The sequence below is a fragment of the Hylemonella sp. GW821-FHT10B10 genome, assembly GCF_059415585.1.
In genome coordinates, this window is the sequence record NZ_JBWKNN010000005.1 from 56953 (window position 1) to 71672 (window position 14720).

Genomic DNA, 14720 nt, shown 5'->3' on the forward strand with positions numbered 1-14720 from the left:
CACCCCATGTCCTGTTCCCGTCGCCAACTGGGCGCACTCGCCCTAGGTTCCCTGCTGTTACCGCGCCTGGCCCAGGCCGCTCTCGCCATCGGCCAGCGCGCACCCGACATCAACCTGCAGGACATCGATGGCAAGCCCCTGCGCCTGAGCGACTACCGCGGTCGCCATGTGGTGCTGGAATGGACCAACCCGGGCTGCCCCTTTGTGCGCAAGCATTACCGCAGCGGCAACATCCAGGCCCTGCAGGCCGAGGCCCGTGGCAAGGGCGTGGTCTGGCTCACGGTCAACTCCACTGCCGACGGCAGCGCCGACTTCCTCACGCCGCAACAGATGGCACGCTGGATGACCGAGCAGAAGGCCGCGCCCACGGCGACGGTGATGGACGAAAGCGGCGAACTGGGCCGTGCCATGGGTGCGCGCAACTCGCTGCACTTCTTCATCCTCAACCCGCGCGGCGAGCTCATCTATGCCGGCGCCATCGACAGCATCCCCTCGGCCAAGGCCGAAGACATCCCCGTCGCCACCAACTACGTGCGCCAGGGCCTGGACGAGGCGCTGGCCGGCAAGCCACTGAGCGTGGTCAGCAACCGGCCCTACGGCTGCCCCATCACCTACCGCTGATGCAGCAAGCCGCGGACATCACCTGGATCCTGGGCCACTGCCGCACGGTGGCCGTGGTGGGCCTTTCGCCACGACCCGAGCGCGACAGCCACCGCGTGGCGCGTTACATGCAGGCCCAGGGCTGGCGCATTGTGCCGGTCAACCCCATGGCCAGCGGCGAGATCCTGGGAGAGCAGGTGTACCCCAGCCTCACTGAAGCCGCGCGCCACGCGCGCATCGAACTCGTGGACTGCTTCCGCCGTAGCGAGGAGATTGCGCCCATCGTCGACGAGGCCATCGCCATCGGCGCGCAAGCAGTCTGGATGCAGCTGGGTGTGGAACACGCGGACGCCGTCGCCCGAGCCCGCCAGGCCGGTCTGCGCGTGGTGCAGAATCGCTGTCTCAAGATCGACCACGCCCAGAACCAGAACCATGAGTGAGACCACCAACACCGGCATCGTCGATGGCCCCGAGCCCATCTACGTGCCCTACGAGGAATTCCGCACCGGCCTGCCGGCCGGGCGCTTTCGCCTTATCGTCAACCCGGAACGCGCACGCAAATACGTCAAGCACCGCCTGATGCTGACCGCGCTGATCCTGCCCATCATCGGCACCGGCATCGGCATGGCCTATTTCGGCTACCCCTGGCTGGGCCTGGGCCTGGTGCTGTTCGGCGTGGGCGCCCACCGTGTGGTGGCGCACCAGGCCCCCAAGATCCTGCTCTACATGGCCACGCACGATATCCGCATCTACCGCGAAGCCATCGACTTCGAGATCCTGGAAGTGCGGCTGGCACAGTAAGCCGGCAGGGGCCGGTACCTGGCCGGCCTGCGACAATCGGGGGATGAGTTCCAGCTTCGCCCCCCTGCAAAACGACACCTTCCTGCGCGCCTGCCTGCGCCAGGCCACCGATCACACCCCCGTCTGGTTGATGCGCCAGGCCGGGCGCTATCTGCCCGAGTACTGCGCCACGCGCGCCCAGGCCGGCAGCTTCATGGGCCTGGCCACCAACGTGGACTACGCGACCGAGGTCACACTGCAGCCCCTGGCGCGTTACCCGCTGGACGCGGCCATCCTCTTTTCCGACATCCTCACCGTGCCCGATGCCATGGGCCTGGGTCTGTCTTTTGCGCAGGGTGAAGGCCCGCGTTTTGCCACGCCTGTGCGTGACGAGGCCGCCGTGGCGAAACTCCGAGTGCCGGACCTCGACAAGCTGCGCTACGTCTTCGACGCCGTCACCTCCATCCGCAAGGCCCTGAACGGCCGTGTGCCCCTGATCGGCTTCTCGGGCAGCCCTTGGACCCTCGCCTGCTACATGGTCGAAGGCGCGGGCTCGGACGACTACCGCCTGGTCAAGAGCATGCTCTACGGCCGCCCGGACCTGATGCACCAGATCCTGCGGGTCAATGCCGACGCCGTGGCCGCCTATCTGAACGCGCAGATCGACGCCGGCGCCCAGGCCGTGATGGTCTTCGACAGCTGGGGCGGCGTGCTGGCCGACGGCGCCTTCCAGGAATTCAGCCTGGCCTATACCGCGCGCGTGCTCGCCGGCCTCAAGCGCACGGGCGCGGACGGACAGGTTGTGCCGCGCATCGTCTTCACCAAGGGCGGCGGCCTGTGGCTGGAACAGATGGGCCGGCTCGACTGCGAGGTGCTGGGCCTGGACTGGACCATGAACCTGGGCAAGGCCCGCGCCCTGGTCGGCGGCAGCAAGGCCCTGCAAGGCAATATCGACCCCAATGTACTGTTCGCCCCGCCCGCGGCCATCGAGGCCGAAGTGATCAAGGTGCTGGAAAGCTTTGGCGCCCCGCACCGCGACCCCAAGGCCAACGGCCCCACCCACATCTTCAACCTGGGCCACGGCATCAGCCAGTACACCCCGCCCGAACACGTCACCGCCCTGGTTCAGGCCGTCCACGCGCATTCGCGCCGGATGCGGGCCTGAGCCCTGTCAAGGGCAGGGCTGGCACGCTTTCTCATGGATTTCCCTAATTCCGGCCTTGTCTTGGACAGCCCCAAAAAAGCTCAGTGCAGACTCACTTATGCACAAAAGACGTGCTGCGGTGCGCCATAGTGCCCCCCGGGGTGTGACTGTTGCTACAAAACCAATAGCGCACGTAAGTTGTTGATTCATAATAAATTTGCTCGTTGCTTTTTTTAAGGGCATTTTGAGCAAAGCCTTGAAAATCAAGGCTTAGGACAGTCTCGTGACAAGGTATCAACAAAGTTATCCACAGAATTGTTGAATCATTCGCAAAGTCATTCCAGATCAAGTACTTAGCGCGACTTTCACCAGTCGGCTTGAAGAACAGTCCCCAAGCACAGCCTCCGCATGACCGCCCCGCTCCCCATCCTGGTCCAGACGCCGGCCCACAGCCAGGTGGCAGGCACGCTGACGTACCTGAGCGAGCAGGCACTTCCTCCCGGCACGCTGGTGCGCGTGCCGCTGGGCAAACGCGAGACCCTGGGCATCGTCTGGGATGCTGCATCGCAGGACCAGGCCGAGGTGGAAAACAGCCGCCTGCGGCCCATCGCCACTGCACTCACCGCGCTGGCTCCGCTGACCCCGGCCTGGCGCCAGCTGGTGGACTTTGCCGCCAGCTACTACCAGCGCGCGGCTGGCGAGATCGCCCTGGCCGCGCTGCCGCCACAGCTGCGTGAACTCAGCAGCGAGCAGCTGGCACGTCGCCTCAAGCGCAAGACCGTCGAGACCGCGCCCTCAACGACAGAGCGGGCACCCACACTCACCACCGAGCAGCAGACGGTGCTGGCGCAGATCGAAGCCCAGGCCGGCCCCTTCCTGCTCTTCGGCGCCACCGGCAGCGGCAAGACCGAGGTCTATCTGCGCAGCGTGCAGGCCCTGCTGGAACGCGACCCCGAGGCCCAGGCCCTGGTCATGGTGCCCGAGATCAACCTCACGCCCCAACTGGAGGCACGTTTTGCGGCCCGCTTCGGTGCCGAGGTCGTCGTCTCGCTGCACAGCGGCATGACCAACCCGCAGCGCCTCAAGAGCTGGCTGGCCGCACACAGCGGTGCGGCGCGCATCGTGCTGGGCACACGCATGGCCGTCTTCGCCTCCATGCCCAGGCTGAAGCTGATCGTCGTCGACGAGGAGCACGATCCCAGCTACAAACAGCAGGAAGGCGCGCGTTATTCAGCGCGTGACCTGGCTATCTACCGCGGCCGACAGGAAAACGCCAAGGTCATGCTGGGTTCGGCCACGCCTTCGCTGGAAAGCTGGCATCACAGCCGCCCGGTCGCCGAGGGCGGGCGCTACGTGCGCCTGCTCATGCCCAGCCGCGTCGGCGACGGTGGTGCACTCCCATTGGTGCGCCGCGTGGACATGAACCACCAACCCAAGAACGCGGTGTTCTCGCCCCCCCTGCTGGAAGCGCTCAAGGGCCGCATCGCCAAGGGTGAGCAGAGCATGGTCTTTTTGAACCGGCGTGGTTACGCCCCGGTGCTGCATTGCAATGACTGCGACTGGAAAAGCGAGTGCCCGCACTGCAGCGCCTACCGCGTCTTCCACAAGTTGGACCGCACCCTGCGCTGCCACCACTGCGGCTTCACCGAGCGCGTGCCGCGCGCCTGCCCCAGCTGTGGCAGCCCCGACATCCGCCCCATGGGCCGCGGCACCGAGAAACTCGAAGAGCATCTGGCCGAGCTGCTGGCCGATGTGCAACGGCCCGATGGCGCGCCGGTACGCATCGTGCGCATCGACGCCGACACCACCAAACTCAAGGGCGAACTCGAAGCGCAACTGGCCCAGGTGCACAGCGGCGAGGTGGACGTGCTGGTCGGCACCCAGATGATCGCCAAGGGCCACGACTTCCGCCGCATCACCCTGGTGGCTGCGGCCAACCCCGACAGCGCGCTGTTCTCCAGCGACTTCCGCGCGCCCGAGCGCCTCTTCAGCCTGCTCATGCAGGCCGCGGGCCGCGCGGGGCGCGACGCCGGCATCAGCGCGCAGAGCGAGATGTGGGTGCAGACCCACCACCCCACCCACCCGCTCTACGAGAACCTCAAGAAACACGACTACCCGGGTTTCGCCGCGCAGCAGCTCAAGGACCGCGAACAGGCCGGCCTGCCGCCTTACAGCTTTCAGGCTCTGGTGCGGGCTGAAGCACGCACACAGGAAACGGCGCAGGCTTTCCTGAACGCGGCGAGCACCTTGGGCACCGAAGCGGCGGCCTCGCTCAACGTCACGCTCTACCCGGCCGTGCCCATGAGCGTGCAGCGCGTGGCCAATGTGGAGCGGGCGCAGATGCTGATCGAAAGCCCTTCACGCGCCGCGCTGCAGCGTTTTCTGGCGGGCTGGCATGAGGTGCTGCACCAGGTGCGGCAGGGCCCCGAGGGCAAGGGGCTGATCCGCTGGGCGGTGGATGTGGATCCGTTGACGATTTGAAACCGCTGCGTCTCAGGGCTTGATCTTGAGGTCGCGCACCTGCCGTGCCGCGAGCGCAGCAATTTTGCGAATGCCCTCTCGGAACACAGTGGCCAGGTCTTCACGCCGCTCAATGGCTTGCTCGTAGGACGCAAACGTGAATTGCGGATCAGCCAGGATCTGATCTTCCGAGTTCTTTCGCGCGTCCACACCGTAGTAGATGGTGGGTTCGTAAAGCGCGTCTTCCGTGCGCGAATCCACCAGCGCGAACGAGACGTTGAATCGCGGCAGATACGTGCTCGTGAAGCGCCCCGAGTACAGGCCGACCTCGTCGATGTTGATAGCCAGCACCAGGTTTGTGCTGCTCTTGAGCTGCTTGTATTCCAGCGTGCGGGGGTCATCCTTGACGTACTTGATCTCGTCCAAGCTCACGACCTGCACACCGTTTTCCGTCAAGGCGGCCTTGAGCGCCGCTGTCATTTCGGCAGCGAAATCCAGCTTCTGCGCCTGGAGCACCCCCACGAATTCCGCCCTACGGCCTGCGTCGATGCCCTTTTGGCCCCACGCACCGCCCGGAACCAGGGTCAGGGCGCTGCCCCTGTTTTCGAGGGAAAACTTGGCGGGCTCCAGAACCGGCGCGAGGGCAATCACCCTAGACGAGATCTGCGGCTGAGGCGAGGTGGCCTGCGGAGCAGCGAGCTCACCCTCCGCAGCGGAAACGCTGATCGCCAAGGACGACAGCAACAGAACGGCAAATCGGACAGCACGACGCATGATTTTTCTCCCTGAATTCGGTGCGATGCAGATGATGCCAGACCTTCCGCATCAGCTGCCACCGGCATAAAAAAGCGGCCGCTGAGGCTCACACCCCGACGACCGCTCACCCCTCAAACCGTCAGATCAAGCCAGATCGAACCGGTCCGCGTTCATCACCTTGACCCAGGCCGCAACGAAGTCCTGCGCAAACTTCTGCTTGCCGTCCGCACTGGCATAGACCTCGGCATAAGCACGCAGCACCGAGTTGGAGCCGAAGATCAGGTCGTTGCGGGTGCCGGTGTACTTGACCTTGCCGCTCTTGCGGTCCCGGCCTTCGAACACTTCCGCCGTGGCGTCGGTCGCCTTCCACTCCGTGCCCATGTCGAGCAGGTTCACGAAGAAGTCGGTGCTCAGAGCGCCCACCTTGTTGGTGAACACACCGTGCTGGCTGCCGTCGGCATTGGTGCCCAGCACACGCAGGCCGCCGACCAGCGCGGTCATCTCGGGCGCGGTCAGGCCCAGCAGCTGGGCCTTGTCGACCAGCAGGGCTTCGGTGGCGGCGCCGATCGGGCCTTTGCGGTAGTTGCGGAAGCCGTCGGCCTGGGGTTCGAGCACGGCGAAGGATTCGACGTCGGTCTGTGCCTGGGTGGCGTCCACACGGCCCGGTGCAAAGGGTACCTCCACCGCCACACCGGCGGCCTTGGCGGCCTGCTCCACACCTACGCTGCCGGCCAGCACGATCACATCAGCCAGCGAGAGCTTGCCGGTGACGCCCTGCAGCTTGGCCACCGTCTTGGCCACACCCTTGTTGACCGCCCAGTCCTTCTGGGGGGCCAGGGCCAGGCGCGCACCGTTGGCGCCACCGCGTTTGTCGCCGCTGCGGAAGGTGAAGGCCGAAGCCCAGGCCACGGACACCAGCTCGCCCACCGAGAGGCCGGAGGCGGCGATCTTGGCCTTGGCATCGGCGATATCGGCGGCCGTGGGCTTGAGCGTGGCCGCGGGCAGTGGGTCTTGCCAGATCAGGTCTTCCTTCGGCACTTCGGGGCCGAGGTAACGGGCCTTGGGGCCCATGTCGCGGTGGGTCAGCTTGAACCAAGCGCGGGCAAAGGCTTCGGCAAAGGCTTGCGGGTCGTCGAGGAAGCGCTTGGAGATCTTGCCGAAGGCCGGGTCGTAGCGCAGCGTCAGGTCGGTGGTCAGCATGGTGGGCTTGTGGAACTTGCCCTTCACATGCGCGTCGGGAATGATGTCCTCGGCGTTCTTGGCGACCCACTGCTTGGCACCGGCGGGCGACTTGGTGAGTTCCCACTCGTACTTGAACAGGTTCTCGAAGAAGTTGTTGCTCCACAGCGCGGGGGTCTTGGTCCAGGTCACCTCCAGGCCGGAAGAGATGGTGTCCTTGCCGTGGCCGCTGCCGTGGCTGCTCATCCAGCCCAGACCTTGCGCCTCGATGCCCGCGCCCTCGGGCTCGGGACCCTTGTGCGATTCAGGCGCCGCGCCGTGGGCCTTGCCGAAGGTGTGGCCGCCGGCGATCAGGGCGACGATCTCCTCGTCGTCCATGGCCATGCGATAGAAGGTGGTGCGGATGTCTTTGGCCGCAGCCATGTAGTCGCCGCTGGCGTTGGGGCCTTCGGGGTTCACATAGATCAGGCCCATGTGGGTGGCGGCCAGGTTCTGGTTCAGTTCGCCTTCGCCCTTGTTGCGGTCACCGCCGCCGCTGAAACGCTTGTCGGCGGCCAGCCATTGGGTCTCGGCGCCCCAGTTGATGTCCTGATCGGGTTCCCACACGTCTTCACGGCCACCGGCGAAACCGAAGGTACGGAAACCCATGGACTCCAGCGCCACGTTGCCCGCGAGGATGAAGAGGTCGGCCCAGGAGATCTTCTGGCCGTACTTCTGCTTGATGGGCCAGAGCAGGCGGCGCGACTTGTCGATGTTGACGTTGTCGGGCCAGGAGTTGAGCGGGGCGAAACGCTGCTGCCCGCGGCCGCCACCGCCGCGCCCGTCGAGCGTGCGGTAGGTGCCCGCCGCGTGCCAGGCCATGCGGACCATCTGCGGGCCGTAGTGGCCGAAGTCGGCGGGCCACCAGTCCTGGCTGTCGGTCATGAGCTTCACCAGGTCGGCCTTGAGCGCCTTGTAGTCGAGCTTCTTGAATTCCTCAGCGTAGCTGAACTTGGCGCCCAATGGGTCGGACTTGTTGCCGTGCTGGTTCAGCAGATCAACGCGCAACTGGTTCGGCCACCAGTCGGAGTTCGTGGTGCCGCCGCCGGCAGCGTGGTGGAAGGGGCATTTGGCTTCGCTGGACATGGGGTTCTCCTGTGTGTTTGTGGGTGAGCGGAAGGGAAACTTAGCTGGCCTGGGCCAGGGCGGCAAGGCATTCCAGCCAGGCCGGGCTCGGGGTGCGGGGAGTTGTCATCTGGGTTTCCTGTGTTTTGAAGGCCAGGTCAGTTTAGTTTTTAACTATTTATTTTTGAATTTGATTTCACATATCTATTAATTAGCCTCGCGCTATGGATTGCTATGCATTTTTTGCTCTGGTTTACCCGAATCAATGCGTTTGACGCATCGATATCCCGGCGTAAATGCATTGGACGCAACGCAGCCCCCCTCGAACAATGCCTTCTTGCATAAGTTGAGCGACCGTCCGCCCAGCCCCAACAAGGAGACCCCACATGACAACCCCTGCCAGCGAACGCATGGCGCGGCTGTTCACGGCGCAACAGGCGGCCTTTCGGGCCCAGCCCTACCCGACCACAAGTGAACGCCAGGCCAAGCTGAAGGCCCTCAGGCAGCAGATCAGCCGTTACCAGGATGTGCTCGCCGCGGCCATGAGCCGCGATTTCGGCTTCCGCGCCCCGGCCGAATCCAAGATGCTGGACCTGATGGGCTCCATGCTCGAAGTCAACCACGCCATCAGCCACCTGCGCCGCTGGATGAAACCGAGCCGGCGCGCCGCCGAGCTGCTCTTCCTCAGCAACAGCCTGCAGGTCCGTTACCAGCCCAAGGGGGTGGTCGGTGTCATCGTGCCCTGGAACTTCCCCATCTACCTGGCCCTGGGCCCGCTGGTGGCAGCCCTGGCCGCCGGCAACCGGGTGATGATCAAGATGTCCGAGATCACGCCCGCCACCAACGCGGTGCTGACGCGCCTGCTGGGCGAAATCTTCCCCGAGAACGAAGTGGCCGTGGTGGGCGAGGAGTTGGTCGACCCCAACGCCTTCACCTCGCTGCCCTTCAATCACATCGTGTTCACCGGTTCGCCGGCTGTGGGCAAGATCGTGATGCGCACGGCCGCGCAGAACCTCACGCCCGTCACGCTGGAACTGGGCGGCAAATCACCGGCCGTGGTGCTGCGCGACTATCCCGTGGCCGACGCTGCACGGCGGATCGCACACGGCAAGACCGTCAACGCCGGGCAGATCTGCGTATCGCCCGATTACGCGCTGGTGCCCCGGGATCGGATAGAAGACTTCGTGCAAGCGGTACAGGACACTCTCCGCGAGTTCTACGGCGCGCAAGTCGCCGGACACCACGACTACACCGCCATCGTGAACGAGCGTCACCACGAGCGCCTCCAGGCGCTGCTGGCGGACGCACGTGCCAAGGGTGCGCGCGTAATCAGCTGTGGCCAGGACATGTCGGACACGGCGCAGCGCCAGATGCCCCTGTACATCGTGCTCGACTGCCGCCCCGACATGCGGGTAATGCAGGAGGAACTGTTCGGGCCCATCCTGCCGGTGCTGGCCTATGAAAGCCTGAACGAGGTGATCCGGCACATCCAGGCTGGTGAACGCCCGCTGGCCCTGTACTGCTTCAGCCATGACGCAGCCCGGCGCGACGAGCTGCTGCGCCGCACGCATTCGGGCGGCGTCACGGTCAACGACTGGGGCTGGCATGTGATGAACCACGACGCGCCCTTTGGCGGTGTCGGCAATTCCGGCATGGGCGGCTACCACGGCGTCGAAGGCTTCCGCGAGCTCTCGCACGCCAAGACCGTGTTCAAGCGGCACCGCTTCTACCCGATCGACCTGTTCTACCCGCCTTACGGCAATCTCGTGCAGCGGCTCGCGCTGCGCTTCTTCCTCGGTCGTCCCGACCCCTCTCTCATCCCCGAAATCAAGGTCAGCCATGAACATGCAAGAGTTTGACTATGTGGTCGTCGGTGCCGGCTCGGCCGGCTGCGTCGTCGCTGCGCGCCTGAGCGAAGACCCCAAGGTGACGGTCTGTCTGCTCGAAGCGGGTGGCCCGGACAAGAGTGTGCTGATCCACGCGCCGGCCGGTGTGGTCGCCATGGTGCCGACCAGGATCAACAACTACGGCTACCAGACGGTGCCGCAGCCCGGTCTCAACAACCGGCGCGGTTACCAGCCCCGCGGCAAGACCCTGGGCGGCTCCAGTTCCATCAACGCCATGCTCTATGTGCGCGGTAACCGCTGGGATTACGACCACTGGGCCTCGCTGGGCAACAGCGGCTGGGGCTACCAGGAGGTGCTGCCCTACTTCCGCCGCTCCGAGCACAACGAGGAAATCCACAACGACTTTCATGGCCAGGGCGGCCCCCTGAACGTGACCTACCCGCGCCACAGCAGCCCACTGAGCCAGATGTTCCTGGACGCCGCCGCGCAGCAGGGCCTGACCACCAACCCGGACTACAACGGTGAGCGCCAGGACGGGGCCTTCCTCTACCAGGTGACGCACAGGAACGGCGAACGCTGCAGTGCCGCCAAGGGCTACCTCACGCCCAACCTGTCGCGCCCAAACCTCAAGGTCATCACGCACGCCGTCACGGCCAAGATCCTCGTGAAGGACGGCCGCGCCGAGGGTGTGGCCTATTACCAGGGCAACACGCTGCAACAGGTGCGCGCGCAGCGCGAGGTGATCCTGTCCTCGGGCGCCTTTGGCTCGCCCCAGCTGCTGCAACTCTCGGGCATAGGCTCAGCGCGCGAGCTGCAGGCACAAGGCATCGAGGTCGCGCACAACCTGCCGGGTGTGGGCGAGAACCTGCAGGACCACATCGACTATGTGCAGACCTGGCGTGTCCCCAGCCACACGGAATCCGTAGGCCTCTCCCTGCGCGGTATGGTGAGGATGGCGAGCGCGATGCTGGAGTGGAGGCGCAAGCGCACAGGCCTCATCACCACCCCCTACGCCACGGCCGGCGCCTTCATGCGCTCCAACCCAAATCTGCCGGCCCCCGATTTGCAGCTGGTCTACGTGATCGCCATCGTGGACGACCATGCGCGCAAGATGCACCTGGGCCACGGCATCTCCTGCCACGTCGACGTGCTGCGCCCCCACAGCCGCGGCCGGGTGGGCCTGCAGAGCAACGACCCGCGCGATGCGCCCCTGATCGACCCGCGCTTCCTCTCCGACGAGCGCGATCTGCACACCCTGGTCAAGGGCGCGCAGATGCAGCAACGCATCATGGAATCGAGCGCCTTCGACGCGGTGCGCGGCAAGATGCTCTACCCCACCCGTGTCGACGACCCGGTCGGCATCGCCCGAGACATCCGCGAGCGCGCCGACACCCAGTACCACCCTGTGGGCACCTGCAAGATGGGCCCGGGCCGCGACCCCATGGCCGTGGTGGACGAACGCCTGCGCGTGCACGGCCTGCGCGGCCTGCGCGTGGCCGACGCCTCCATCATGCCCACCCTCATCGGCGGGAACACCAATGCTCCGAGCATCATGATCGGCGAGAAGGTCGTCGACATGATCCGCGCGGACCAGCACCACTGAAACATTCCACGACCTGAACCGAGGAACACCTCATGAACACACAAGCACGACTCTCCACCCTGGTCGCCCTTCTGCTGGTCCTGACCGGTTGCGGCAAGAACAGCGGCATCGGCGGCAGCGCCAGTGATGCCAGCCCCACCACCCTGGCCGCCAATGAACAGGTGGCCAAGGAACTCCAGCTCGACGACCCGCAGGGTTTCGAAGACGCACGCCGCGGACTGATCGCACGCCCCAGCGGCCAGATCAAGACGGCCGACGGCAAGGTGCTGATCGACTTCGACGACTTCAAGTTCGTGGACGGCAAGGCGCCGCCCACGGTCAACCCCAGCCTGTGGCGTCATGCGCGGCTCAATGCCGAGATCGGCCTGTACAAGGTGACCGAGGGCATCTACCAGCTGCGCGGCTTCGACATGGCCAACATCACCCTGGTGGAAGGCAAGACCGGCTGGATCGTGGTGGACACGCTCACCGCACGCGAGAGCGCCGCCATCGCCATGGCCTTTGCGCGCCAGCACCTGGGCAACAGGCCGGTGACGGCCATCGTCTTCACCCACAGCCACATCGACCACTTCGGTGGCGTGCTGGGGGTGGTCAGCGCCGCGGAGCTGGCCCAGCGCAAGATCCCCGTGATCGCCTCCGAAGGTTTCATGGAGGAGTCCACCAGCGAGAACGTGATGGTGGGCACAGCCATGGGCCGCCGCTCGATCTATCAGTTCGGCCGTGACCTCGAACGCTCGCCCAAGGGCTTGGTGGACACCGGTCTGGGCAAGGCCGTAGCCTACGGCAACTTCGGCATCGTGCAGCCCACTCGTCTGATCACACAGCCCACGCAGGAGATGGTGCTGGATGGTGTGCGCTTCGTGTTCCACAACGTACCGGGCGCCGAAGCCCCTGCCGAGCTGACCTTCTCCATCCCCGATCGCAAGGCCTACGGCGGCGCCGAGAACCTGGCCCAGACCATGCACAACCTGCTGCCGGTGCGCGGCGCCAAGGTGCGCGACGCCCTGCGCTGGGCCAACTACATGCAGCTGGCGCTGGAACAGCTGGGCAACTCCGAGGTCTATTTTGGCCAGCACAACTGGCCCATCTGGGGCAACGCCCGCATCGCCGAGTTCATCACCAAGCACCGCGACGTCCACAAGTACACCCACGATCAGACCGTGCGCCTGATCAACGCCGGCCTCACGCCCTATGAGATTGCCGAACAGGTCAAGCTGCCAGCCTCGCTGCAGAAACATTTCGGCGTGCGTGGCTACTACGGTGACCTGCGCCACAACGTGAAGGCGGTCTACCAGTTCTACCTGGGCGCCTACGACGGCAACCCGGCCAACCTGGACCCACTGCCCCCGCAAGAATCGGCACGCCGCATGCTGGAGTTGATCGGCGGGGCCGACAAGGCCGTGACCGCCGCCCAGACCGCCTTCGACAAGGGCGAGTACCGCTGGGCCGCCGAGCTGCTGAACAAGGTGGTGTTCGGCGCACCTGGCAACCAGAACGCCAAGGAGTTGCTGGCCCGCACCTATGACCAGCTGGGTTACGTGGCCGAAGCCAGCACCTGGCGCAACAGCTACCTGACCGCCGCGGCCGAGCTGCGCAACGGCCCGCCCAAGAAGGGCATCGACCGCGCCTACTTCGTCGAGATGCTCAAGCAGACGCCGGTGGAGCGTTTCCTCGAAGCCATGGCTGCCGGCCTGAACGGCCCCTCCGCCGAGGGCAAGGACTACAGGATCAACCTGGTGCTGACCGACACCCGGGAATCCTATGTGCTGTGGATCGAAAACGCCGTGCTGCACTTCAAGAAGGATGCACCTGACGCCAAGGCCCACGCCACGCTGACGCTGACCAAGGACTTCTTCGTCAGGATGATGGCCGGCACCGCCGGTGCCAAGGACCTGCTGCTCAGCGACGACGTGAAGATCGGCGGCAGCAAGATTGATCTGGCGCGTTTCCTGTCCCTGATCGACAAAGCACCAGGCACCTTCCCCATCGTCACGCGCTGACCCCGCATCGAGCCCCGCGCCCCGCCACAGGGTGGGGGCCGCCTTGTCCTGCGTCTTGCTGGCGCCGGACCGCCAGTCACACCCCTTCCACCCCGTCCGCAGGAGTTCCCATGAACCACTCGCCCCATCGTCGCCAGGTCCTCACCCAGCTGGGCGCCGCCGCACTGGGCGCCTCGGTCTGGCCGCAAGCCGCGGCCTCGGAAGGCATCGCGCGCATCGGCCAGGTACTGCCGCTGAGCGGCCCCCTGGCCGCCACCGTGACGCCCCTGGTGGAAGGACAGAAAGCGGCCCTGGCCGAGGTCCACGCCAAGGGCCTGGCCGGTGGCTTGCGCATGGAGATCACCACGCTGGACGATGGCTTCGACCCGAAACGCACGCTGGAGTGCAGCCGGGAGCTGATGGACGGGAACGACGTGCACTGCCTCTTCGGCTACGTCACAGGGGGCGGCATCGCCGCGCTGCTCCCCGAACTGCTGCAGCGCAAGATCCCGCTGATCGGCATCTATAACGGTGCCGACCAGTTGCGCGCCAAGCCCCACCCCTATCTGTTCACCACAACGGCCAGCTGGACCGCCGAACTGACGCAACTCCTCCGCACCCTGGCCATGCAAAGCGTCACCCGGATCAGCCTGGTGCATGCGGACCACGACATCGGGCGCAGCCTGCTCAAGGCCACGGAGGCCATCGCCCACCCCCTGGGTGTCAAGGTCATTGCCTCCGCCGCGCTGGCCGTGGACGGCAGCAATGCAGCTGCGGCAGCCAGGGACATCGGTGCGCAGGACAACCAGGCGGTGCTGTTCACCTTCACCGGTGCGGCCCAGGTGGCGTTCATGAAAACCGCGGTGGAGGTGATCAAGGTCCCGATCTACGGCCTGTCCATCGGCGGCTCGGAAACCATGCTCAAGGCCCTGGGCCCCGCCTCACGCGGACTGGCTCTGGCTCAGGTGCTGCCCTACCCCTGGCGGACCACCTCGGCGCTGACCCGCCAGTTCACCCTGGCCATGAAAGCCGCCAGCCTGCCCCTGAGTTATGAGCGCATGTGGGGTTATCTCAACGTGATGATCCTGGCCGAAGCCCTGCGCCGCAGCAGCAAAACCGTGACACCGGGCGGCATCGTCAGTGCCATGGAAAGCATGAACGACGTGGATCTGGGCGGCTACCGCCTGAACTACAGCAAGACCAACCACCATGGTTCCAACTTTGTGGAACTGACCATGGTGGGCCACGATGGCCGCTACGTGCGCTAG

Annotated in this window: 11 protein-coding genes; 9 read left to right on the plus strand and 2 right to left on the minus strand. The window is 65.5% G+C overall.

Translation table 11 applies throughout. The annotated features are described in order from the left end of the window. Window positions 1-6 precede the first annotated feature (6 nt). The 5 genes from AC07NT_RS17935 to priA all read left to right on the plus strand — a co-directional run bounded on the left by AC07NT_RS17935 (window position 7) and on the right by priA (window position 5005). A complete protein-coding gene (locus AC07NT_RS17935; RefSeq protein WP_498600305.1) occupies window positions 7-621 on the plus strand; it encodes a redoxin domain-containing protein in 615 nt (204 codons plus the stop codon). Then, the gene (locus AC07NT_RS17940; RefSeq protein WP_498600307.1) at window positions 621-1040 is read left to right on the plus strand and encodes a CoA-binding protein; all 420 of its coding nucleotides are present in this window, start codon (window positions 621-623) and stop codon (window positions 1038-1040) included. Before AC07NT_RS17935 ends, AC07NT_RS17940 begins: the two co-directional genes overlap by 1 nt. Then, on the plus strand, window positions 1033-1401 hold the full coding sequence (locus AC07NT_RS17945) for a hypothetical protein (protein WP_498600308.1): 369 nt from the start codon (window positions 1033-1035) through the stop codon (window positions 1399-1401). Before AC07NT_RS17940 ends, AC07NT_RS17945 begins: the two co-directional genes overlap by 8 nt. A 43-nt stretch (window positions 1402-1444) precedes the next feature. Beyond that, window positions 1445-2545, plus strand: a complete 1101-nt coding sequence (gene hemE / locus AC07NT_RS17950) for a uroporphyrinogen decarboxylase (protein WP_498600310.1) — start codon at window positions 1445-1447, stop codon at window positions 2543-2545. A 387-nt stretch (window positions 2546-2932) separates the two neighbouring features. Continuing rightward, window positions 2933-5005 carry a replication restart helicase PriA gene (gene priA, locus AC07NT_RS17955; RefSeq protein WP_498600312.1) on the plus strand — a complete coding sequence of 691 codons (2073 nt, stop codon included), beginning with the start codon at window positions 2933-2935 and terminating at the stop codon, window positions 5003-5005. A 12-nt stretch (window positions 5006-5017) separates the two neighbouring features. Here priA and AC07NT_RS17960 read toward each other — a convergent pair whose 3' ends face one another. Both AC07NT_RS17960 and katG read right to left on the minus strand, forming a co-directional pair. Next, a complete protein-coding gene (locus AC07NT_RS17960; protein WP_498600313.1) occupies window positions 5018-5758 on the minus strand; it encodes a hypothetical protein in 741 nt (246 codons plus the stop codon). 126 nt (window positions 5759-5884) lie between these two features. Further along, the gene (gene katG / locus AC07NT_RS17965; protein WP_498600314.1) at window positions 5885-8044 is read right to left on the minus strand and encodes a catalase/peroxidase HPI; all 2160 of its coding nucleotides are present in this window, start codon (window positions 8042-8044) and stop codon (window positions 5885-5887) included. 365 nt (window positions 8045-8409) lie between these two features. On the opposite strand from katG, the gene AC07NT_RS17970 reads away from it, so the two are divergent. From AC07NT_RS17970 to AC07NT_RS17985, 4 genes are all read left to right on the plus strand, one after another. Beyond that, entirely contained in the window at window positions 8410-9882 is a 1473-nt protein-coding gene (locus AC07NT_RS17970; RefSeq protein WP_498600315.1) for a coniferyl aldehyde dehydrogenase, read from the plus strand. Then, window positions 9869-11473 (plus strand): GMC family oxidoreductase, encoded by a 1605-nt coding sequence (locus AC07NT_RS17975; RefSeq protein WP_498600347.1) that lies wholly within the window; start codon window positions 9869-9871, stop codon window positions 11471-11473. Before AC07NT_RS17970 ends, AC07NT_RS17975 begins: the two co-directional genes overlap by 14 nt. A 32-nt stretch (window positions 11474-11505) precedes the next feature. Continuing rightward, window positions 11506-13473, plus strand: coding sequence for an alkyl/aryl-sulfatase (locus AC07NT_RS17980; RefSeq protein WP_498600317.1), 1968 nt, complete (start codon window positions 11506-11508; stop codon window positions 13471-13473). A gap of 110 nt (window positions 13474-13583) precedes the next feature. After that, a complete protein-coding gene (locus AC07NT_RS17985) occupies window positions 13584-14720 on the plus strand; it encodes an ABC transporter substrate-binding protein (protein ID WP_498600319.1) in 1137 nt (378 codons plus the stop codon).

Excerpts from the sequence above, each read along its gene's own strand:
- hemE (WP_498600310.1), top strand. The coding sequence starts at position 1,445 with ATGAGTTCCAGCTTCGCCCCCCTGCAAAACGACACCTTCCTGCGCGCC.
- AC07NT_RS17970 (WP_498600315.1), top strand. The coding sequence starts at position 8,410 with ATGACAACCCCTGCCAGCGAACGCATGGCGCGGCTGTTCACGGCGCAA.
- AC07NT_RS17985 (WP_498600319.1), top strand. The coding sequence starts at position 13,584 with ATGAACCACTCGCCCCATCGTCGCCAGGTCCTCACCCAGCTGGGCGCC.
- AC07NT_RS17945 (WP_498600308.1), top strand. The coding sequence starts at position 1,033 with ATGAGTGAGACCACCAACACCGGCATCGTCGATGGCCCCGAGCCCATC.
- AC07NT_RS17935 (WP_498600305.1), top strand. The coding sequence starts at position 7 with ATGTCCTGTTCCCGTCGCCAACTGGGCGCACTCGCCCTAGGTTCCCTG.
- katG (WP_498600314.1), bottom strand. The coding sequence starts at position 8,044 with ATGTCCAGCGAAGCCAAATGCCCCTTCCACCACGCTGCCGGCGGCGGC.
- priA (WP_498600312.1), top strand. The coding sequence starts at position 2,933 with ATGACCGCCCCGCTCCCCATCCTGGTCCAGACGCCGGCCCACAGCCAG.
- AC07NT_RS17980 (WP_498600317.1), top strand. The coding sequence starts at position 11,506 with ATGAACACACAAGCACGACTCTCCACCCTGGTCGCCCTTCTGCTGGTC.
- AC07NT_RS17975 (WP_498600347.1), top strand. The coding sequence starts at position 9,869 with ATGCAAGAGTTTGACTATGTGGTCGTCGGTGCCGGCTCGGCCGGCTGC.
- AC07NT_RS17960 (WP_498600313.1), bottom strand. The coding sequence starts at position 5,758 with ATGCGTCGTGCTGTCCGATTTGCCGTTCTGTTGCTGTCGTCCTTGGCG.
- AC07NT_RS17940 (WP_498600307.1), top strand. The coding sequence starts at position 621 with ATGCAGCAAGCCGCGGACATCACCTGGATCCTGGGCCACTGCCGCACG.